The sequence below is a fragment of the Sphingomonas sp. PL20 genome, assembly GCF_017875905.1.
Taxonomy (GTDB): domain Bacteria; phylum Pseudomonadota; class Alphaproteobacteria; order Sphingomonadales; family Sphingomonadaceae; genus Sphingomonas; species Sphingomonas echinoides.
Genome location: NZ_JAGINH010000002.1, coordinates 2494677 through 2516029 on the forward strand (window position 1 = coordinate 2494677; position 21353 = coordinate 2516029).

18 protein-coding genes are annotated in these 21353 nt (G+C 67.5%); 12 read left to right on the forward strand and 6 right to left on the reverse strand.

Features of this window, described 5'->3' with window-relative positions:
* Positions 1 to 13: 13 nt before the first annotated feature.
* The 6 genes from H4W01_RS11650 to H4W01_RS11675 form a co-directional block, all read right to left on the reverse strand.
* Complete coding sequence (locus H4W01_RS11650; RefSeq protein WP_209611110.1) at positions 14 to 1129, reverse strand: ABC transporter permease; 1116 nt, start codon at positions 1127 to 1129, stop codon at positions 14 to 16.
* Complete coding sequence (locus tag H4W01_RS11655; protein ID WP_209611111.1) at positions 1126 to 2262, reverse strand: ABC transporter permease; 1137 nt, start codon at positions 2260 to 2262, stop codon at positions 1126 to 1128. The genes H4W01_RS11650 and H4W01_RS11655 overlap by 4 nt, the downstream gene beginning before the upstream one ends.
* The gene (locus tag H4W01_RS11660) at positions 2259 to 3269 is read right to left on the reverse strand and encodes an HlyD family secretion protein (RefSeq protein ID WP_209611112.1); all 1011 of its coding nucleotides are present in this window, start codon (positions 3267 to 3269) and stop codon (positions 2259 to 2261) included. The genes H4W01_RS11655 and H4W01_RS11660 overlap by 4 nt, the downstream gene beginning before the upstream one ends.
* Complete coding sequence (locus H4W01_RS11665) at positions 3266 to 4747, reverse strand: TolC family protein (protein WP_209611113.1); 1482 nt, start codon at positions 4745 to 4747, stop codon at positions 3266 to 3268. Before H4W01_RS11665 ends, H4W01_RS11660 begins: the two co-directional genes overlap by 4 nt.
* 84 nt (positions 4748 to 4831) lie before the next feature.
* Positions 4832 to 5083 (reverse strand): hypothetical protein, encoded by a 252-nt coding sequence (locus H4W01_RS11670; protein WP_209611114.1) that lies wholly within the window; start codon positions 5081 to 5083, stop codon positions 4832 to 4834.
* The gene (locus H4W01_RS11675) at positions 5080 to 5415 is read right to left on the reverse strand and encodes a hypothetical protein (RefSeq protein WP_334685245.1); all 336 of its coding nucleotides are present in this window, start codon (positions 5413 to 5415) and stop codon (positions 5080 to 5082) included. Before H4W01_RS11675 ends, H4W01_RS11670 begins: the two co-directional genes overlap by 4 nt.
* A 463-nt stretch (positions 5416 to 5878) precedes the next feature.
* On the opposite strand from H4W01_RS11675, the gene H4W01_RS11680 reads away from it, so the two are divergent.
* The 12 genes from H4W01_RS11680 to H4W01_RS11735 all read left to right on the forward strand — a co-directional run bounded on the left by H4W01_RS11680 (position 5879) and on the right by H4W01_RS11735 (position 21326).
* Positions 5879 to 7618 carry an ABC transporter permease gene (locus tag H4W01_RS11680; RefSeq protein WP_209613342.1) on the forward strand — a complete coding sequence of 580 codons (1740 nt, stop codon included), beginning with the start codon at positions 5879 to 5881 and terminating at the stop codon, positions 7616 to 7618.
* A gap of 31 nt (positions 7619 to 7649) precedes the next feature.
* Complete coding sequence (locus tag H4W01_RS11685; protein WP_209611116.1) at positions 7650 to 8966, forward strand: ABC transporter ATP-binding protein; 1317 nt, start codon at positions 7650 to 7652, stop codon at positions 8964 to 8966.
* Positions 8967 to 9469: 503 nt separating this feature from the next.
* Positions 9470 to 10369 (forward strand): hypothetical protein, encoded by a 900-nt coding sequence (locus tag H4W01_RS11690; protein ID WP_209611117.1) that lies wholly within the window; start codon positions 9470 to 9472, stop codon positions 10367 to 10369.
* A 405-nt stretch (positions 10370 to 10774) separates the two neighbouring features.
* Complete coding sequence (locus H4W01_RS11695) at positions 10775 to 11896, forward strand: 8-amino-7-oxononanoate synthase (protein WP_209611118.1); 1122 nt, start codon at positions 10775 to 10777, stop codon at positions 11894 to 11896.
* On the forward strand, positions 11897 to 12526 hold the full coding sequence (gene bioD, locus H4W01_RS11700; RefSeq protein WP_209611119.1) for a dethiobiotin synthase: 630 nt from the start codon (positions 11897 to 11899) through the stop codon (positions 12524 to 12526). It abuts the gene before it with no gap.
* A complete protein-coding gene (locus H4W01_RS11705; RefSeq protein ID WP_209611120.1) occupies positions 12523 to 13788 on the forward strand; it encodes an adenosylmethionine--8-amino-7-oxononanoate transaminase in 1266 nt (421 codons plus the stop codon). The genes bioD and H4W01_RS11705 overlap by 4 nt, the downstream gene beginning before the upstream one ends.
* Positions 13789 to 13898: 110 nt before the next feature.
* The gene (locus H4W01_RS11710; protein WP_209611121.1) at positions 13899 to 14609 is read left to right on the forward strand and encodes an alpha/beta fold hydrolase; all 711 of its coding nucleotides are present in this window, start codon (positions 13899 to 13901) and stop codon (positions 14607 to 14609) included.
* Between the two features lie 102 nt (positions 14610 to 14711).
* Positions 14712 to 15677 carry an MBL fold metallo-hydrolase gene (locus tag H4W01_RS11715; RefSeq protein ID WP_209611122.1) on the forward strand — a complete coding sequence of 322 codons (966 nt, stop codon included), beginning with the start codon at positions 14712 to 14714 and terminating at the stop codon, positions 15675 to 15677.
* 97 nt (positions 15678 to 15774) lie between these two features.
* The gene (locus H4W01_RS11720; RefSeq protein ID WP_209611123.1) at positions 15775 to 16611 is read left to right on the forward strand and encodes an alpha/beta fold hydrolase; all 837 of its coding nucleotides are present in this window, start codon (positions 15775 to 15777) and stop codon (positions 16609 to 16611) included.
* Between the two features lie 140 nt (positions 16612 to 16751).
* The gene (locus H4W01_RS11725; RefSeq protein WP_209611124.1) at positions 16752 to 19802 is read left to right on the forward strand and encodes a sensor histidine kinase; all 3051 of its coding nucleotides are present in this window, start codon (positions 16752 to 16754) and stop codon (positions 19800 to 19802) included.
* Between the two features lie 214 nt (positions 19803 to 20016).
* Positions 20017 to 20640: a M17 family peptidase N-terminal domain-containing protein gene (locus H4W01_RS11730; RefSeq protein WP_209611125.1), complete on the forward strand. Its 624-nt coding sequence runs from the start codon at positions 20017 to 20019 to the stop codon at positions 20638 to 20640.
* 56 nt (positions 20641 to 20696) lie between these two features.
* Positions 20697 to 21326, forward strand: a complete 630-nt coding sequence (locus H4W01_RS11735; RefSeq protein ID WP_029622444.1) for a response regulator transcription factor — start codon at positions 20697 to 20699, stop codon at positions 21324 to 21326.
* Positions 21327 to 21353: the final 27 nt, after the last annotated feature.

Genomic DNA, 21353 nt, shown 5'->3' on the forward strand with positions numbered 1-21353 from the left:
TGCCATGCGCGGGTCAGGCCGGCGCACCATGCCCAATGGCTCCGCGCCGCGCCAGGCGCAGCGCCGCGAGCCCCCCGAAGCACGCCAGTTGCGCCACCAGCACGATCAACGCCCCGCGCACTTCGCCAAGCGACGCGCCCATCTGGTTGAGCGGCACGAACAGATGCGTCGCGGGCGTCACCGGGATCGTCCACGCCGCCATCTGCACCCACCAGGGCATCGCCACCAGCGGCCAGGCGAAGCCCGACAGGAACACGAACGGGATTGAGGTCGGGATCAGCAGCTTGAGCGCATCGTCGCCACTGCGCACCAGGCTGCCGGCCAGCATCCCGAGTGCCGAGACGGTCGCGGCGAACAGCGGCACCACCAGCGCGAGCGCAGCCAGATTGCCGCCATGCGGAATATCCTGCACCCAGAACACCAGCCCGAAATACAGGCCTCCCGCCAGCGTCCCAATCGTCGCACACGCGGCCCACACCCCGGCAAACGCCCGCCCGCCGCGTACCCAAAGCCGTTTGCGCCGCCGCTCGGCAATCAGCCGCGCCACCGCGAACAGCAGCGTCTGTTCAAGGATGACATTGGCGACCGCCGGGAAGACATAGTCGCGATAGCCCTCGGTCGTGTTGAACAGCGGCCGCGGGATCACCGAAATCTGCGGCACGCCTTGCCCAAGCGACAGCCCCGCCAGCCGCTGCTGCACGACCGTGCTGATCGCGCTCGCAATGCTCTTGCCGACGCCTTCCGCGCGCAGCAGATAGGCCCCGTTCAGCCACAAGGCGATCCCCGCCCCCGGCCGCGCCGACGCGACCCCGCTGGCAAGACCCTGCGGCAGCAGCAAAATACCCTCCACCTTGCGCGTGCGCGCCAATACGGTCGCCGCCGCCATATCCGGCACCTCTGCGGCAATCGTCACTTCAGGCGCGGCGGCGAGTTGCTGGAGGATGCCGCGCGACAGCGCGCTATGGTCGGCATCGACCACCGCGATCGGCAAGCGCTCGACCACCTGATGCGCATAAGGCGCGGGATAGTAAAACGCGTAGAACAGCACCGAAATCACCGCCACCGCGACCAGATCGCGCGTGCGCAGGATTTCGAGCAACGCGCCCTCAAAGGCCCGGCGGAAGCTCATGCCGCGCGACGCGCCTGGCGGCGGATCACCAGCAGTGCCGCCCCGCCCGCCAGCAGCGGCACCAGCGCCAGTACCGCTGCCTGCTGCGCCCAGGTCGCCAGCGTCACGCCAATCGCCTGGTCCATTTCCAGCGCAACGAAATGCGTCAGCGGCAGCACGCTGCTCCACACCCGCGCAAACAAAAGGCCGCCGGTCAGCGGCAAGGATGCGCCCGAATAGGCCAGCGCCGACCCGGCATAGATCACGCTCGCCGACAAGCTCGTCGCGATTTCCCCAGTCAGCGCGATCAACAGTGCCGAGACCGCCGCCGTGCCGACGAACAGCAACGCCCCGCCCACCGCCACCAGCGCGATCGCCCCGTCGAAGCGGTAGCCCTGCGCCAGCGTCAGCCACAGCAGCCACAGGCATAGCCACAATATCCCGAGCGCGACATGCGGCAGGAACCGCCCGACCAGCGCCGCCGCGGGATTGCCAACCCGGCGCGCCCAAGCGGCCAGCGACCCGTCCTGCAATTCCCGCCCCAAAGATGCCGCCGTGGTCACCGCGATCAGCAAATGCAGCACCGCCGGGCCGATCAGCAGCCCGAGATACCATTCCAAACTCGCGCCCGGATTGCCGAGCAAGGTCACCTCCACACCGGGCAGCGGCGCGCGCAGCAAGCGCACCCCGCCCCGCCCCGCTTGCGCGGGGGCCTGCGCCGCCAGTTCGGCGGCAACCGCAAGCTGCAACCGCGTCGATGCCAGCACGCCCGTTGACAGGAACGCGGTCTGATAGAAAATCTCGACCGCCCGCGGCACGGCACGCGCACGGCCATCGCCCAGCCCGCTCGGCAACACCACCACCGCGACTGCGCGCTCCTGCCGCACCGCCGCGAAGGCCTCGGCCAGATCGCTGCCCACGCCGATCACCCGTACCGCGTCCGACGCCGCGATCGCACGGATCACCCCGCGCGACGCGGCACTATGATCCTGATCGACGATCATAACGCCCAGCCCCGTCGGCGATCCCCCCGACAGCATCCCGCCCATCACCACCAGACACAGTAACGGCAGCAGCGTCAGCAACGCCAGGTCGAACCGGTCGCGCGCCAGGTGCGCCAGCTCGGCCCAGAGCGCGCGGCGCAGCCCGCTCATCGCGGCCAGTCGAACAGCACGCTCATCCCCGGCCGCAGCCCCGGCACGCGCTCGGCCGGGCGCAGCTTTACCGAAAAGGAACGCACGTCATAGCCGCTCGACTGGCGCGTCGCGCGGATCGTGGCGAATTCGGCCTCGGGCGCGATATAGGCGACGCGGAAACGCACATCGCGGTTGAGCGCGGGGACGTGCCCCGTCAGCACCCGCCCCACGGCCAGCCCACCATATTGGCTCTCACGCACCGTGATCGCGACCCAGGGATGATCGATATCGGTGACCTGATAGGCGGGCAGGATCGGGCTGACGATCTCGCCCGGTTGCAGCAGCTTGCGCGCCACTTCGCCCGCGATCGGCGAGACCAGCTTCGTCTCCGCCACCAGCGTCTGCGCGGTCGAAAGGCCCGCCTCGGCGATGCGCACCTGCGCGGCGGCGGCTTGCTTGTCTTCGCTGCGGGTGCCCGCCAGCGCTTTCTCATATTGCAGCCGCGCCGCCTCGGCCGAACGCATACTGCTGTCGCGCGCGGCATGCGCCTCGTCGCGGCGCTGCGCGGCGATCACGCCCTCAGCATAGAGCGTATCGGCGCGCTTGCTCGATGTGGCGGCGAGGGTCGCGGCAGCCTGCGCCGATTGCCAGATCGCGCGCAGCGACCCGACATCCTCGCTGCGCGCGCCCGCTTGCGCCACCGCCTGCAGCGCCCGCGCCGTATCGAGCGCGCCTTGCGCCTGGCGTTCGGCATTGCCGAGTTCGGGGCTGGACAGCGTCGCCAGCACTTGCCCCGCCGCAACGCGCGCGCCCTCATCGACCAGCAACCGATCGACCCGCGCCAGTGTCTTGGTCGCGACATTGACGCTGTCCGCCTCGACCATGCCCTGAATCTGCTCCGGCGCCGGGCGGCTGGCGAGGAACAGCCCGACCGCGACGATCACCGCGACCACCGCCAGCCCGACATACAGCAGGATGCGCGCGCGGCGGCTGGGGGCGGGGGTTTCGGATGCGGTATCGGTCATTGCCCGGCTCCATAGACAAGGCGCTGGTCGGCGCGCGCGAGATAGCCGCTAAATTCATCCAGCCGCCCGGACGATGCCAGCAGCCCGGCGAGCGCCAGATCATATTCATAGGCGACCGAAATGCGCTGCGCCTCGGCCGCATCCAGCGCCGCCTGCGCCGCGATCACTGGCGTCGCCGTCCCCTCGCCTTCACGAAACGCAACCGTCTGCACCCGCAGATTCTCGCGCGCGGCGGTAATGCTGCTGTCGAGCAGCACGAACGACCGCCGCGCCGCCTCGACCAGAGTGTAGGCGCGCATCGTCGCGCCGGTCGCGGTCTTGCGCGCTTCGGCGGCGGTGTCGGCAGCGGCGGCGGCGGTGGCGCGGGCGGCGTCCTCGCTATGCTTGCGCCCGATATTGGAGAAGATCGTGTAGCGCACGCCAACCCCGACCGTCCAATCGGGCTCGATCGGCAAGGCGTTGGATTGGTTGAAATTATATTCGCCAAAGGCATAAGCCTGCGGCAGCCGCTGCGAGCGCGCCAGCGCGACCCCCGCATCGGCGACTTGCCGCCCGCCATCGGCGGTGCGCGCCTCCGGCACATTGCCTTCATTGCCGAGGAACGCCTGTGCGGGCGCAAGCGGGCGCGTCTGCACGAACAGCGCCGTGGTCGGGGCGACACCCGTCTCCAGATCGAGCAGCCGCGCCAGATCGTCGCGCGCGCTGGCATACGACAAATCGGCGCGCTGATAGACGCGCTCGGCGGTGTCGCGCGCCACCTCCACTTCCAGCGTGCGCGCATGCGGGATGACCCCGGCCGCCTCCAGCTTGCGCGAATCCGACAGCACCGCGTCGAGCGCATTACGGCTGCGCCGCGCGGACTCGAGCAAGCCCGCCGCTGCCTGTTGTCCGAAATAGGCGCGAATCAGGTCGATCCGCGCGAGATTGAGCGCCTGCGCGCGCCGCCCCTCGGCCATCGCCACCCCGCCTTGCGCCGCGCGCTGGATCGCCGGGATCGCGCCGCCGCTATACAGCGGCAGCGCGCCCTGCACCGTCGGGCGCAGCACATCGTCGCGGAAGCGATAGCTGAGCTGGTCGGGGATCGCCTCGAACAGCCCCGGCAGCGCCTGCGACAGCCGCCCGGTGATGTCCGCGGCGATTTGCTGATAGGCGGGCGGCACGGTCGCGGGCAGCGACGCCAGGAAATCCTGCGTATTGCCGAGCGTGGTCGCCTTGGGGCCGCTCAGATCGACCGACAGCGTCTTTTGATATTCGAGATATTGCACCGAAGCGGTGACGATCGGCCGGTGCAGCGTGCGCACCGCATCCGCCGCCGCGCGCGCCGCCTCAACGCTATGATCGGCGGCGCTGACAGTGTGCGAGCTGCGATCATAGCGCGCCTGCGCCGCATCGAAACTGAGCGCGGTCTGCGCGAACGCGCTCGCCGGGCTGCACGACACCAGCGCAACCGCGATCGGCCATCGCCCGATTCCTGCCATGCGCCCTTACCCCGCGAAACCCTTGTCGAAGACGGCGCATACCAAGCTCGCAAAAGCGATGTCACGTACAAACGCGCATCGGGATCAGCGCCGGGTGCGCGCCGCCCGCTGCGCGCGGATCGCCCCGACCAAGGTACGGTGACGGCTGCGCTCGACCCGCACGGCCGCAGCGACCCGCTTGCCCTGCACGATCAGCACCAGCCCGATCAGCGCCAACCCGAAGGCGGGCAAAGCGAGCAGGCTGCCGCCATCCAACCGATCGGCCAGCCCGACGCCCGCGGCGAACAGGAACGCAACCGCCCCGACCCCGCGCCACGCGCGATCGCGCGGCGTCATGCCGCCACCGCCGGTTCGGCGATCAGCGTGCGCCCGGCGCATTCGACCGCGTGCACGGCATCGCAGTTGCAGCCCGCCGCGCCGTGCCACAGCACGATGTCGGCGGGAAAATCGGCCTCGTCGCCCAGCGCGCTTGCGAGATCGCGCGTCTCGAAGGTCAGGCCGATCGCCGGATCGCGCACCCCGCTCGCCGCCACGCGGGCGCGCCCGACCAGCCCCGGCGCATCATCGATCCCCAGAGCTTCGATCGCGGTGAAGCCCAGCGCACGGGCATGCCGCGCCGCGCACAGCAGCAGCGTTCCCGCGCCGCAATCGGTATCGATGATGCGCACGCTGCACCGTCTCGTCGCGCGCAAGGCGGACAATGCCGCAGCGACCGCGGGCCAGCGCGCATCGCGACACCGCAAGCGGGGGGCGATGGCGGCTCGACGCGGCTGCGTCCGCAAACGCCGCCGGGGACCGCCAATGCTATGTTCGGAAAGATGGGTCATGATGGCAGCGGAATGCGCCCCCACGCCGTAAAAAGTCCCGGTCAATCCCGCCCTATTCCCGTGAAGAATCCATAAAGCGCGCGGATCGAAAAACACCGCTCCGCCCGCAATTGACAATGCTGCAGCGCGGGAGCAATCGCCCGGCGTCGGTCGAATCGCCGACACTCAGGATCAAACAAGCAAATGCCAAGCGACAGTAGTCGACAATATGCGCCGTCGGGGGCGCCCGGTCGAGCCTGATCCGATCAGTCTCGCCCCGGGTGGCCGTCGACGGCCGCCCGTGTGAGGTGAGACAATGCGTGAGATGCCCCAGATTGCCCGGGGTGTGCGGCCCTTTTCGCGCTACTGGCGCGTCACGACGCCGAGCTGGGCCGACGCCATCGCTTTCCTGCTGCTCGCCGGGCTCGGCGTGCTCATCGTGCGCGGGGCGGAGGGCGTCGCGCAGCCGCTGTCTCAGCTCCGGCTCGATCCGGTCGCGCTCGATCCGTGGAATTTGCCGGCTTACGCTCTCCGCACCACGCTGCGCATGTTTGCGGCGCTCGCCGCATCGCTCGTCTTCACCTTCGTCGTCGCGACGCTCGCCGCCAAGAGCAAGCGCGCCGAGATGGTCATCGTGCCCGCGCTCGACATCCTGCAATCGGTGCCGATCCTCGGCTTCCTCACCTTCACCGTCACCTTCTTCATGGGGCTCTTCCCTGGCCAGCAACTGGGCGTCGAACTGGCCGCGATCTTCGCCATCTTCACCAGCCAGGCGTGGAACATGGCGTTCAGCTTCTACCAGTCGCTGCGCTCGGTGCCGAGCGACCTGGAGGAAGTTTCGCGCGGCTTCGCGCTGTCGCCGTGGCGGCGCTTCATCCGCCTCGAACTGCCCTTCGCCACGCCGTCGCTGGTGTGGAATGCGATGATGTCGATGTCGGGCGGCTGGTTCTTCGTCGTTGCGTCCGAGGCGATCAGCGTCGGCAACACCCGGATCATGCTGCCCGGCATCGGATCGTGGCTGGCGCTCGCAATCGACCGGCAGGATTTCCGCGCGGTTGGCTGGGCCGTCGCCGCGATGGCGGTGGTGATCCTGCTCTACGACCAGCTCGTCTTCCGCCCCGTCGTCGCCTGGGCCGATCGCTTCCGCTTCGAACAGACCGCCTCGCAGGACGGCCCGCAAAGCTGGGCCTATGACCTGTTCCGCCGCACGAAGCTGCTGCCGGTGCTGTTCGCCCCGTTTACCGCGCTCGGCCGCTTGCTGATGGCGATCGACCGCCGCCCGGCCCGGGGCCAACGATCCGAACGCCGCGAGACGCGCAGCCCGCTCGGCCAGATCCTGTGGCTGGCGCTGGTCGCCGCCGCTTTGCTCGCCGCCGCCTGGCTGGTGATCGGCTATGTCGCACATCATCTGATGTGGCACGATGCCTTCACCGCCTTTGCCCTCGGCCTTATCACCATGGCGCGCGTGCTGGTGCTGATCGCGCTCGCCAGCCTCGTCTGGGTGCCGATCGGCGTGTGGATCGGCCTGCGTCCGCGCTGGGCGGAACGGTTGCAGCCGGTCGCACAGTTCCTCGCCGCCTTCCCGGCCAACGTGCTGTTTCCCTTCGCCGTCATCGCGATCGTCCACTGGCACCTCAATATCGACATCTGGCTGTCGCCGCTGATGGTGCTCGGCACGCAGTGGTACATCCTGTTCAACGTCATTGCGGGCGCGAGCGCCATCCCCAACGATCTGCGCGAGGCGGCGGGCATGTTCCGCGTGCGCAGCTGGCAATGGTGGCGCACGCTCGCCATCCCCGGCATCTTCCCATATTATGTCACCGGCGCGCTCACCGCATCGGGCGGATCGTGGAACGCCAGCATCGTCGCCGAAGCGGTGTCCTGGGGCAGCGAGCGGCTCGAGGCGCACGGCCTTGGCACCTATATCGCCAAAGCCACCACCGCCGGGGATTTCCCGCGCGTGACGCTCGGCATCGCGGTGATGTCGATCTTCGTGATCGGCTTCAACCGCTTCCTGTGGCGCCCGCTTTATGCCTATGCCGACCGCCGCCTGCGCCTCGCCTGACCTTCGACCTTCAAGAGACTGGACCCGGACCATGGCCACCCTCGCCCGCACCGCCACCGCCAACACGCTGCTCAAAGTCGAACACCTCACCCACCGCTACGGCAAGGCCGGCAGCGGCGGGCTGCTCGTGCTCGACGATGTTGATCTGACGCTGCGCGAAAATGAAGTGGTCGGGCTGCTCGGCCGCTCGGGCTCGGGCAAATCGACGCTGCTGCGCTCGATCGCCGGGCTGATCCGCCCCGATGAAGGCGCGATCGATTTCGTGCCCGATGAAAACGGTGCCGCGCCCAGCGTCAGCATGGTGTTCCAGACCTTCGCGCTCTTCCCCTGGCTGACGGTGCTGCAAAATGTGGAACTGGGGCTGGAGGCGCAGCGCGTCCCCGCCGAGGAACGCCGCACCCGCGCGCTCGCCGCGATCGATTTGATCGGGCTGGACGGCTTCGAAAACGCCTATCCCAAGGAACTGTCGGGCGGCATGCGCCAGCGCGTCGGCCTGGCGCGCGCGATCGTCGTCAACCCCTCGCTGCTGCTGATGGACGAGCCGTTTTCCGCGCTCGACGTGCTCACCGCGGAGACGCTGCGCACCGATCTGCTCGATCTGTGGGCGGAAGGGCGGATGCCGATCAAATCGATCCTGATCGTGACGCACAATATCGAGGAAGCGGTGCTGATGTGCGACCGCATCCTCGTCTTCTCGTCCAACCCCGGCCGCGTCGCCGCCGAGATCAAGGTCGATCTGCCGCAGCCGCGCGACCGGCTCGACCCGCCGTTCCGCGCGCTGGTCGATGACATTTATGCGCGCATGACCGCGCGCGCCGCGCCCGAACCGGCGCGCGACGGCGTGTTCCCCGGCACCGGCATCCAGATGGTGCTGCCGCGCGTCTCGACCAACTCGCTCGCGGGGTTGATCGAGGAAGTCGATGCCAGCCCGTTCAACGGCCGCGCGGCGATGGCCGATCTCGCCGACCAGCTCCAGCTCGAAATCGACGAACTGTTCCCGATGGCGGAAACGCTGCAATTGCTGCGCTTTGCCGAATTGCAGGGCGCGAACATCCAGCTCACCCCCTCGGCCCGCCGCTATGCCGAGGCCGATGTCGACACGCGCAAGGCGCTGTTCGCGCAAGCCCTGCTCGCACATGTGCCGCTCGCGCAGCACATCAAGCGCGTGCTCGACGAACGCGCCGGCCACGCCGCCCCCGCGCGCCGCTTCCGCGACGAACTCGAAGACCATATGTCGCCCGATTATGCCGAGGAAACGCTGCGCACGGTCACCCTGTGGGGCCGCTACGGCGAAGTCTTCGCCTATGACGAGGATGACGACCGCTTCTCGCTGGATGACGCGGTGTGAGGGTGCGGGGAAGGGTGCGGGTTGGCTCGCCGAGCGGGTCCCCACCTGCGCCTCCACCTCCTGAGTGCGATGACGTTACGTGATCCGGCAAGCCCCTCCCCTTCAGGGGAGGGGTTGGGGTGGGGCCTGTCCCCGCGTGCGTCGGTCTCGGTGGGACGGATACGCCCCACCCCCAGCCCCTCCCCTGAAGGGGGGGAGTCCCTCAAACGTGATCACACTCTAAGAGGTGGGACTCCGGCGAGGAGTGACGGGTATAGCTGCCCCCATAAAGGTGTAAACGTCAGCGCTGATTGGCACGGTCCGTCAGCGATGCATGTCACCCGGCAAGCCGCATTCCCAAGGAGGATCGAATTTCGGAAACGTCTGGAAGGGTTGCAAAGTCGATTGTCGGTTTCTCGGGCCCGGTCTGATTGAGACAGAACGCAAATCCCGCTAGCGTATCGGGCGTGTGACAATCGGGGGGGCGGGATATGCGGCGATTGATAGCGGTTTTGTGCGTCGTTATGGTTAGCGCCGCCCCTCCGGCTGAACAGGTCGTAAGCGGTGATGCAACCATTCCGGTCACGATTGCCGGACGCGCGCTGCGACTTCGGATCGAGCCGGCGGCACCCGGCCTACCGCTGCTGCCCCGGGCGCTAACCGCCGATCTGGGATTGAAGGGTGGCGGCATGTTTGCCTTCGCCGTCGGCTACCGGATCGGGAGTGAAAACTTCTACGGCCGGACGGCAAGCGTTAAGTTCACCTGGCCCGGCCACAAGCCAGCTAGCCGAAGAGTCGGCTGGCTGTCGCGCGACTACAAACCCTTCGCCGACGGCACGATTGGCCCGGGCGGTGTGCCCGAGCCGGTGATACGGTTTCAGTTGCACGCCGCACGCCCGGGGGAAGTACCGCTGACCGTGCCGCTCGACGTTGAAGGAGGGCTGGGTGGCGCGCTGTTTGGAGACTGGTTCTTCCTCGACGGTCTGGTGATGATCGGCGGCGTGCCGGTCAAGCTTAGGTTCGATCCGCATAGCCCGACGACATTGGTCACTGCGCCCGCAGCCCTGGCGCTTGCTCAGGCGCAGGGTGGCACCATGACGTATGCGGCCGGGCAGCAGGAGATTGCCTATGGAATCGTCCGACCGTACCGCGTGATGCAACTCGCGCGACCACTGATGCTAGGAGGTATTGCGTTATCGCGGGTTGGTGTGCGCGTCGCCGACGCGGATCTCGCTGGGCGCATTCCCGAGGAGGGTGCCGCAGCTCCCGCGCAAGACCCCGATGAAATTATCGTTGTCGCAAAGGCAAAGCGACCGCACAAAGGTATCATAATACTCGGTGCCGATGCATTGGCCGGGTGTTCGACGCTCGTGTTTGACAAGCCGGCCAAGCAAGCGCGACTGTCCTGCGCAACGGGCGGATGACTACGGAGGCAGCGTGGCGGCACGTGGCTATATGTGCGCGAATGGAGCTAGTGATTCGGCAGGATCAAAGCGGAATCAAAACGAGCGGCCTTGAGAACCAGCGATGACATCCTGAATGGTGCCTTTGGGCGCTTGCGGAATGGCCGCTCAGGGAGGCTAGCTGCGGTTCTTTATCCAAAGCCAAGGGACGGATACCCCATCTATCTCAGCGTCAAGCCGTCGGGTTTATATATGCCGCACGCCAATCCGAACGGACGGGATTCAACACCGGCGGCTTAGCTACCGCGCTGCAAGCCGCCGCCTCCCATCCGCCAGCGTACGGACGCGCTACGCCCCACCCACCCCACCAACAAAATCCCACACCCCGCTCGTGCGTCAGCCCGCAGCTTCGCTATAGCGCGCGCCATGACTCTCCTCGAAACGCATCTGAACGACCTGAAGGCGCTCGACTCCGCCGCTCGGCTCCGCCGCCTGCAACCGCGCACCGGGCTGGATTTTTCCTCCAACGACTATCTCGGCCTTGCCCGCGCGCAGCGCCTCCGCGACGCGGTGGCGGCGGCGCTGGCGCGCGGGGTGGCGATCGGGTCGGGCGGGTCGCGGCTGCTGCGCGGCAATGATCCCGAACATGAAGCGCTCGAAGCCGAAGCCGCCGCCTTTTTCCGCAGTGAATCCGCGCTGTTCTTCTCCAGCGGCTATGCCGCCAATGCCGCCTTGCTATCCACGCTGCCGCAGCGCGGCGATCTGATCGTGTACGATGCGCTGATCCACGCCAGCGCGCATGAAGGCATGCGCCTCGCCCGCGCCGAAAGCGTGGCGACACCGCATAATGACGCGGGCGCCCTCGATCAGGCGATTGCCGACTGGCGGCGGCGCGGCGGCACTGGCCGCGCGTGGATCGCGGTCGAAAGCCTGTACAGCATGGATGGTGACCGCGCCCCGCTCGCCGATCTGGCAACGGTCGCGGCGCGACACGAAGCGATGCTGCTGATCGATGAGGCGCACGCAACCGGCGTGTTCGGACCGGGCGGACGCGGGTTCGCCGCCGATCTGGAAGGGGCGGAAAACGTCATCACCTTGCGCACGTGCGGCAAGGCCTTGGGCTGCGAGGGCGCCTTGCTCTGCGGCCCGCGCACGATGCGCGATTTTCTGGTCAATCGCGGGCGCGCCTTCATCTTCTCGACCGCACCCTCGCCGCTGATGGCCAGCGCGGTGCGCGAAAGCCTGCGCCTTCTCGCCGATGAACCCGAGCGCCGCGAGCGGCTAACCGCGCTCATCGCCTTTGCCGAGCGCACGCTAGGCCCCTGCGGCGTCACCCCGACCGGATCGCAGATCCTGCCGCTGGTGATTGGCGAGGACGCCCCCACCATGCGCCTGGCGGCGGCGCTGCAGGCCGCCGGTTTCGATATTCGCGGCATCCGCCCGCCGACGGTGCCGCCCGGCACCGCGCGGCTGCGCGTGTCGCTCACCCTCAATGTCGGCGAAGCGGAGATTGCCGCGCTGGCGGAGACGCTGTTGGAGTTGGCTTGAATGGACCCCGAAACAATCGTCATCACCGGCACCGACACCGATGTCGGCAAGACCGTGTTCGCCGCCGCGCTCACGGGCGCGCTGAACGCGCACTATTGGAAGCCGGTGCAGGCCGGGCTGGACCCCAGCGCCGACCGCGACAGCGTCGCCACGCTTTCGGGCGTGCCCGCGTCGCACATCCTGCCCGAGGCCTATCGCCTCGCCACCCCGTGCTCGCCGCACCGCGCCGCCGAAATTGACGGCGTGACGATCGACCCGCTGCGGCTGACCCCGCCCGAGGTGAATGGCCCGCTGGTGGTGGAGGGTGCCGGCGGCGTGCTGGTGCCGGTGACGCGCGAGCTTGTGTTTGCCGATCTGTTCGCGCGCTGGGGCTGCCCGGTGGTGCTGGTCGCGCGCACCGCGCTCGGCACGATCAACCACAGCCTGTTGTCGATCGAGGCGCTGCGCCAGCGCGGCGTGCCCGTTCTCGGCATCGCCTTTGTCGGCGACGAAAATGCCGACACCGAAGCGACGATCGCGCATCTGGGGCGCGTGAAGCGGCTGGGCCGCTTGCCCCGGCTCGATCCGCTCAATGCCGACACGCTGGCGGCGGCGTTTGCCGCCCATTTCAACGTGGGCGACTTCCAATGAGCACCTCCCCGATCTGGCACCCCTTCACCCAGCACGGCCTTTGCGAGCCGATCCCGCTCGTCACCCACGGCGAAGGCGCGGCCCTGTTCACCGAGGACGGTCGCCGCATCATCGATGGCATCTCCTCCTGGTGGGTGACGACGCACGGCCATTGCCACCCGCGCATCATGGCCGCGATTGCCGAGCAAGCGGGCAAGCTCGACCAGATCATCTTTGCCGGCTGGACCCACGAACCCGCCGAAACGCTCGCACGCGGGTTGCTGGAGATCATGCCGCCCGCGCTCACCCGTATCTTCTTCTCGGATTCGGGCTCGACCAGTGTCGAGGTGGCGCTGAAGATGGCGCTCGGCTTCTGGGCCAATCGCGGCGCGCCGCGCCACCGCATTCTGGTGATGGAGCATAGCTATCATGGCGACACGATCGGGGCGATGTCGGTCGGCGCGCGCGGCGTGTTCAACGCGCCTTATACGCCTTTGCTGTTCGACGTCGGCACCATCCCCTACCCCGCCCCGGGCCGCGAGCAAGCCACGCTCGATGCGCTGGAGGCCGCCTGCCGCGCCGCCCCCGCCGCCTTCATCGTCGAACCCTTGGTGCTCGGCGCAGGCGGAATGCTGTTCTACCCCGCCTGGGTGCTGGCCGAGATGCGCGCGATCTGCGCGCGCCACGACGTGCTGTTCATTGCGGATGAAGTGATGACCGGCTGGGGCCGCACCGGCACGCTGCTGGCGTGCGAGCAAGCTGGTGTCGCGCCCGACATCCTCTGCCTGTCCAAGGGCCTGACCGGCGGTGCCGTGCCGCTCGCGGTGACGATGGCGAGCGAGGCCATCTACGACGCGCATCTCTCGACCGACCGCGCGCGGATGTTCTTCCATTCGTCGAGCTACACCGCCAACCCGATCGCCTGCGCCGCCGCCAATGCCAATTTGGCGATCTGGCGCGAGGAACCCGTGCGCGACCGCATCGCCGCGCTCGCCGCGCGGCAGCGAGTTCGGCTCGACCGCCTTGCGGCCTTGCCCGGCTTCACCAACCCGCGCGCGCTCGGCACCATCGCCGCGATCGATCTCGCGGATGAGCCGGGTGCGGGCTATCTCTCGCAGCGCGCACCCGCCCTGCTTGCGCATTTCCGGGAAAACGACCTGCTGCTGCGCCCGCTCGGCACCACCGTGTACGTGATGCCGCCATATTGCATCGACGACGCCGATCTCGACCAACTCTACGCCGGGATCGCAGAAGCGGCGGCGGCAACGGCACCCCGCAGATAAGCGCCCCGACCCGATCGGGCACGAAGCGGCAAATGATGTTGGGAATCGCCAATATGCGCGCGGACTTTGCGCGCATGAGGCGCGGACCGTTTTCGTCAGGAGTCCGCGCCATGACCGCCACTGCCCCGCAAAGCCCGACTGTCGTCCTCGTTCACGGCGCGTGGGCCGATGGATCGAGTTGGCAGCGTGTTATCCCGCTGCTGACGCGCAAGGGCATTCCCGTCGTCGCGGTACAGAACCCGACGACCTCGCTGGCCGACGACGTGGCGGCAACGCGCCGCGCGCTGAACGCGATCGACGGGCCGGTCGTGCTGGTCGGCCATAGCTGGGGCGGTGCCGTTATCACCGAAGCGGGCAACGATCCCAAGGTTAAGGCGCTGGTCTATGTCGCGGCGTTCGCGCCCAAGGCCGGGCAGACCGTTGGCGAACAGGTCCAGGCGCACCCGAATCCCCCGGCGCTGGCGCATATCACCGATGACGGCACCGGCTTCCTGAAGCTTAGCGCAGAAGGCTGGGTGAACGATGTCGGGCAGGATTTGCCGGAGGAGGAAGCGCGCACGCTCGCGATCCTGCAACCGCCGCTCGCCGCCAGCACCTTTGGCGACAAGATCACGCAGGCGGCATGGGAAACGCGCCCCAATTGGTACATCGTCTCGACCGAGGACCGTGTCGTCAGCATCGATCTGGAGCGGGAGACTGCCGCGGCTCTGAACGCAAAGACCACCGAAGTGAAGGCCAGCCATCTCTCGCTGCTGTCGATGCCCGATGCCGTCGCCGCCGTGATCCTGGATGCCGTCGCGGCAACCGCTGCGGCACGCTGATCCATCCCGGGATGCGCGTCTTGAGGATGGGCATACCGACGCCGATCTTATAATCTGAGTCGGTGATCCAAAGGCCGGATCAAGCAAGTCGGATGAAACGCCATGACCGTTCGCTTTTTAAAATCTGCCGCAGTGATCGCCAGTCTGGCCGTCGCGCCAGTCGCTTATGCGCAGAACGCCGCCCCCACCGCGGCCGCTGCTCCAGCGGATTTCTACAAGATGAAGCTCGGCAGCTTCACGATCGTCGCACTGTCGGACGGCATCTTCTCGCTGCCGACCGACCAATTGCTGGTCGAGCGGACGCCCGGCGAAGTGAAGGCAATCCTGGCGGCGGCGAATGCGCCCACCCTCGAACCTACCTCGGTCAACGCCTATCTGATCGACACGGGGTCGCGCCGCATTCTCGTCGATAGCGGCAGTGGCAGCTATTTCGGCCCGACGCTCGGGCGCGCGATCACCGCGTTGAAGGCAGCGGGCTACAAGCCCGAGGATATTGACGAGGTGCTGATCACGCATCTGCATCCCGACCATGTCGGTGGGCTCTCGGTCGGCGGCGCGCGCGTGTTTCCCAACGCGACGATCCGCATGGCGCAACCGGAACACGACTTCTGGCTAGACAAGGCCAACCTCACCAAGGTCGATGCCTCGGTCCAATCATCCTTCGACGCGGCGGCCGCCTCGCTCGCACCCTATAGCGCGGCAGGCCGGGTCAAGCCGTTCAAGCCAGGCGAGACGATTGCGCCCGGCGTAACGGCGGTGTCGCTGCCCGGGCACACGGCGGGCCATACCGGCTACCGTGTCGAGAGCGCCGGCAAGACGCTGCTCATCTGGGGCGACGTGATGCACGTGGCGGTGGTGCAGTTGAAGGACCCTGCGGTGACGATCAAGTTCGACCTGTCGCAGGCCGAAGCCTCCCGATCGCGCGCCACGATCATGGCCGATGCGGCGAAGCGCCACTATCTGGTCGCCGGGGCGCATCTGCACTTCCCGGGCATCGGTACGCTCAGCAAGGCCGCGCAGGAGTGGCAATGGACCCCCGTCCCCACCACCCCAGCCAGCGCGCAATAGACCGCGCGTAGCGGCACCGGCCGATCGCTTTTCCCCGGCGCAGCATGGTGGCAACCTCCCGAACCGCCACCGTCTCGCCTAACCAACGGAGACTATCATGGCCTATGTAACGAGCGCAGACGGCATCCAGATCTATTATAAGGACTGGGGCCCCAAGGATGCTCAGCCGATCGTGTTCCACCACGGCTGGCCGCTGTCGTCGGATGATTGGGACGCGCAGATGCTGTTCTTCCTGGCCAATGGCTACCGTGTCGTCGCGCACGATCGTCGCGGCCATGGCCGGTCGGAGCAAGCGGTCGGCAACCACGACATGGACCATTATGCCGCCGACGCCTCTGCCGTCGCCGAGCATCTCGACCTCAAAAATGCGGTGCATATCGGCCATTCAACCGGCGGCGGTGAAGTGGCGCGCTATGTCGCGAAGTTCGGCGAGCCGCAGGGCCGTGTGGCCAAGGCGGTGCTGGTCGCCGCCATCCCGCCCCTGATGCTGAAGACCGAAGCCAATCCCGGTGGCACGCCGATCGAGGTGTTCGACAGCTTCCGCGGCGCGCTCGCGGCGAACCGCGCGGCATTCTTCCGCGATGTTGCGGCCGGCCCCTTCTATGGCTTCAACCGCGACCACGAGACGACGATCCCCGCCGTCATCGACAATTGGTGGCGCCAGGGCATGATGGGCAGCGCACAGGCGCACTATGACGGCATCAAGGCCTTCTCCGAAACCGATCAGACCGAAGATCTGAAGGCGATCTCCGTGCCCACACTGGTGCTGCAGGGCGATGACGACCAAATCGTGCCCTACACCGATGCCGCGCTGCTGCAGGTCAAGCTGCTGCAGAACGGCACGCTGAAAATCTATGAGGGCTATCCGCACGGGATGCTGACCACGCATGCCGATGTCATCAACCCCGATCTGCTCGCCTTCGTGCGCGCCTGAACGCGGCGGTTTGATCGCACGGGGAGACGATCGACGATCGCCTCCCCGTGTTCCCGCCCGCGCATATTGCGAGCGTGCGGCGGATCGGGCATCGCACGCTTCGTGACAGACATTGCGGCCCGAACAGCACCCCCGTGCGCATGAGCGGTTGCGCCCGCGCCCTTCTGCTCGGGGCGCTTTTCGCTCTTCTGCTCTCCTTGCCCCGACCGGTCTGCGCGCAGGGGTCAAGCCGTGCGCCCGAACAATTCCATCACAGCAACTGGACGATCGAGGACGGCGCGCCACCCGATATCTGGGCGATCGCCCAGACGACAGACGGCTTCCTGTGGTTAGGCACTGGCGGCGGACTCTATCGCTTCGACGGGATCCGCTTCGAGGAAATTCGTCCCCGCATCGGCAAGCTGCCGAGCCGCAACATCACCGCCTTGCTGGCAACCGACGATGGCGATCTCTGGCTTGGCTCCTATGACGGCCATATCGCGCGCTTGCGCAACGGGACGCTGACCGGCTTCGGTGCTGCCAATGATTCGGTCGATCGCTTTACCCGTGGCCCCGATGGAACCGTGTGGGCAGGCTTTTGGCGCGGTCCACGGCATCTTGCGCGCTTCGACGGCGCGCATTGGCGCTGGATTCCCAATGACAGCCGGGTCGTTCCGGGCAAGCTTGGCAGCCTGATCGCGGCGCGCGACGGCACGGTCTGGGCCAGCACCGAACGGCAGATCCTGCGCCTGCGCCCCGGAGACACCGCGCTAACGCCCGTCGCATGGGCGCAACCGGGGGATCGTCTGGTCGGAACGCGGAGCGGCGGCATCGCCATCCTCCACACCGGCGTGCCACGCGCGGGCCAGACAGTCTACCAAGAGACGTCGCTAGGGCTGCCCGCCTTCTGGCTGCCGGGCGGCACGCCCGAGATCAAACGCGCGCTGATCGATCGCCAGGGGACGCTCTGGTGGACAGGCGGCAAAGGCGGTGTCAGCCGTCTGCTGCCTCCGGCCGATGGCACCACCGCCCGTGTCGAGCAGTGGGAAGACCGGCAGGGCCTGAGCGCCAACGCCGCCGTCCCGGTGTTCGAGGATCGCGAGGGGGCGATCTGGGTCGGCACCAATTTGGGGCTGGACCGCTTTCGACGCGCGCGCGTGGTCCGGGCCGACGCCTTTGGCCCCTCCCCTTACAAGGCCTATCTGCAGACGGTGCTGGCGGATGGCACGATCTATGTCGTGACCCGGACGCAGACGCTGACACGCGCCGCCCGCGATGGCTCGCTATCTGCGGTGCTGCACCTCGCCTCCCCTCCGGCCGCGATCGCCGCCGACGGCAATCGGTTGATTGTCGAACAACGCGGCCATCTCTTCGTTTTGCAACGCGACCGGCTGGTCCCGCTCGGTCTGCCCGCGCTGCCCGGCAGGATGGCGACATGGTCGCGGGATAAGGACGGCACCCCGACCATCGCCGTGCGCGGGCAAGGCGTGCTGCAACCCGTCCATGGGGGATGGCGGATGCTCCGCATCACGGGTGTGCCGACACTCGACCGCAAGCTCGAAATTCCCTTCACCGGAGCGGTCGGTCGGTGGTTCTACGCCGATGATCGTTTGATCGGGTGCGCGCGCGGCGTGTGCACACCGATTTCGCGCGGGGTCGATGTCGGCAGGATCAACATCGTCGTGCCAGGCGAAACGGAGCAGGGCGCGGTGCTGGTCGGTGGCGATAGCGGCCTCGCCATCGGTCGTGGCGATCGGTTTGAAAGCCTGACCTCGGATCGCTTTCCCGTCCTGGTCGGCATCACCGGCATCGCCCGTGGCGCGGGGGATATCGTGTGGCTCAGCGGACTGCGCGGCGTCGTGCAGACCACGCAAGCGGCGCTCGCCCGCACGCTTTCCAGCGGTCGCCCGCTCGCCTACCGCCTGTTTACGATGGCAGACGGCGTGCCCGGCGCGGCGCAGCAGGATGCGAGCTATTCGACCGCCCTCCGCGGCGGCGACGGGCGGATCTGGCTTGCCGCCAGCCACGGTATCGCCTGGATCGACCCCAACCGCCTGAAACCCAACCCAGCCGCGCCGCCCGTGCTGATCCGCTCCGTCTCCGCCGATGGACGGGAGGTCGCACTCGCACCCAATCTTGCCATCGCCGCTGGCACGCGGCGTATCCAGATCGATTATGCCGCGCTCAGCCTGCTCGATCCGGATCGCGTGCAATTCCGCTATCGCTTGTCGGGCGTCGATGAGGCCTGGGTCGACCCAGGCCAGCGCCGACAAGCGACCTATACCAATGTCGCGCCGGGGCGTTGGACGTTTCAAGTGATCGCCGCCAACGCCGACGGGGTCTGGAACACACGCGGGGCCTCGATCGAGCTTACGGTAGCGCCGACCTTTTACCAGACATGGCTGTTCCGCGTGGCGGTCGCGGCCATCGTAGGGATGATGTTGGCCGGGCTGTACCGCATTCGCAAACGTGCGATCGAGGAGCGCACGCGCCGCCTGATCGCAGCGCAGGTTGCTGAGCGCGAACGGATCGCACGGGAACTGCACGATACGCTGCTACAGGGGATGCAAGCGATGATGCTGCGCTTCCAGGCGGTCGGCAACATTCTGGCACCGGACAGCCGCGCGCACGACATGCTCGAATCCGCGCTTGAGCGGGGCGACGACGTCCTGCTGGAAGGGCGCGACCGCGTGCGCAACTTGCGACCGGAGAACCGCACGACATTGCAATCGGCGCTGCACGCCATTGCCGGTCAGATTGGCGACGGCCTTACGATCGAGATTGTCGAGCAGGGCCTGCCCCGCACGCTGTGCGATCCGGTGATCGATGAATTGGCCGCGATTGCGCGCGAAGCCCTCACCAACACGCTGTGGCATGCGCAAGCGACCCACGCGACCGTTGCGCTCGATTTCACGCGGTGGAGCGTGCGGATGTCGGTTCGCGACAACGGACGCGGCTTTAGCGCCAGGATCCTTGAGCAAGGCGCGAAACCGGGTCATTTTGGCCTGCCCGGCATGCGCGAGCGCGCGGCAAAGCTCGCCGCTGTGCTGACGCTGTCCAATCGTGACGGGGGCGGTGCCGAAGTCGGGATTACCGTTCCCGCGCGAATCGCCTATGCGCGGCCGCGCTCGGTTCTCCAAAGGGCGACCGACACCGCAGCAGCATGGCTCGCGCGCCTACAGGGGCGCTCGGGCGGCAACCCGCTTTCGTAAAGCGCAGCCGCCTGTCGCCTTGCCATCATCACGCAGAAGAAACCGAATATTTTCCTTTGCTTTGCGCAGCGGCACCGCGCGCGAAAACGCCAAAACACCGCATTTTTGTACAAGCTATTCGACCGTCGCGCACCCATTCTCCGCCGCACCGGCCCCGTCGCTTACCGGTAGCCCCACCCCTGCACATCGCCCCCTGATCGCGTGAGTTTCCTATATGGAAGAACCGACCTCCTCGAACGACGCGATGCCGATCGGCGAATGGGCGGGGGTTGGCATCGCCGTGGCACCGAACGACGCCGTTACCGCAGCGGTCGATTTGGCGGCGGCGGGTGTGTTCACGCACGAGCTGTCGCCCGACGGCGCGGTGGGCGGGCTGCGCCATCTCGACCAGGCGGTTGGCGGCGCGGTGATGCGGTTACGCGGCGATGGCGTGTTCAACGCAGCACCGGGCGAGATCCTCGCGCTTTCGACGCCGCGTTTGCCGGTGGCGGCCTCCACCATTCTGCTCGTGGGCATGGGCGATCCCGAAAGCTGGTCGCCCGCCATGCTGGAAACGGTGATGAGCGCGGCGACCAACGAAGCGCTGCGGCGCGGTGTGGTCTCTGCCTCGTTCGCACCGAGCTTGCTCGACAGCGGGATTGCTGTGATCGACGCCGCCGGAGTGGCGATGGCGATGCTGAGAGGGTTGCTTTCAGCGCTCGACGCGTATCCGCGCCGGTTCGATCTCAAGCTGTGGATCTTCTGCACCGGGGCCGCGCACCTCACCGCGACCCATGCCGCCTTCGCTCGCGCTTATGCCGATCTGGCGCGCGAGATGCCGCCGGGGCGAGCCTCTTGAACAAAGAGACGAGAGCGCCGATCATACCCGCGCTTTTTCACACCGGAACCGTTTGTCTGTCGCCCTCCTCGCCGATCCGCATCCTCGTCGTCGACGACCATCCGTTCCTGCGCGAGGGCGTGCGTGCGGTGGTCGAGACGCAAGCCGACATGCAGGTGGTGGGCGAGGCCGATAGCGGGACCGATGCGATTATCCGGTACCGCGAATTGCTGCCGGACATCGTGTTGATGGACCTGCAAATGCCCGATCTGAGCGGCGACCAGGCAATCGCCGCGATCCGCGAACGCTCGCCCAAGGCCCGCATCATCGTGCTGACCACCTATGCGGGGGACGCCCATGCGCTGCGCGCGTTGCGTGCGGGAGCGGCCGGCTATTTGCTGAAGACCAGCTTGCGCAAGGAACTGCTTCAGGCAATCCGGTCGGTGCACGCCGGCGGCAAACACCTCGACGCCGATGTCGCCACCGACATCGCGCTGCATCTTGTGGCCGATGCGCCGAGCGAACGCGAAATCAGCGTGCTGTCGCTTGCCGCGCACGGCAATTCCAACAAGCAGATCGCGGCCAAACTCGGCGTATCCGAAGACACCATCAAGGCCCATATGAAAGCGATCTTCGCCAAACTGGGCGCATCGGACCGTACCCACGCGGTGACGATCGCTGCCAAACGCGGCCTGATCGACCTGTAGCGGCAGGCCCCGGGCACCCGCCACCCG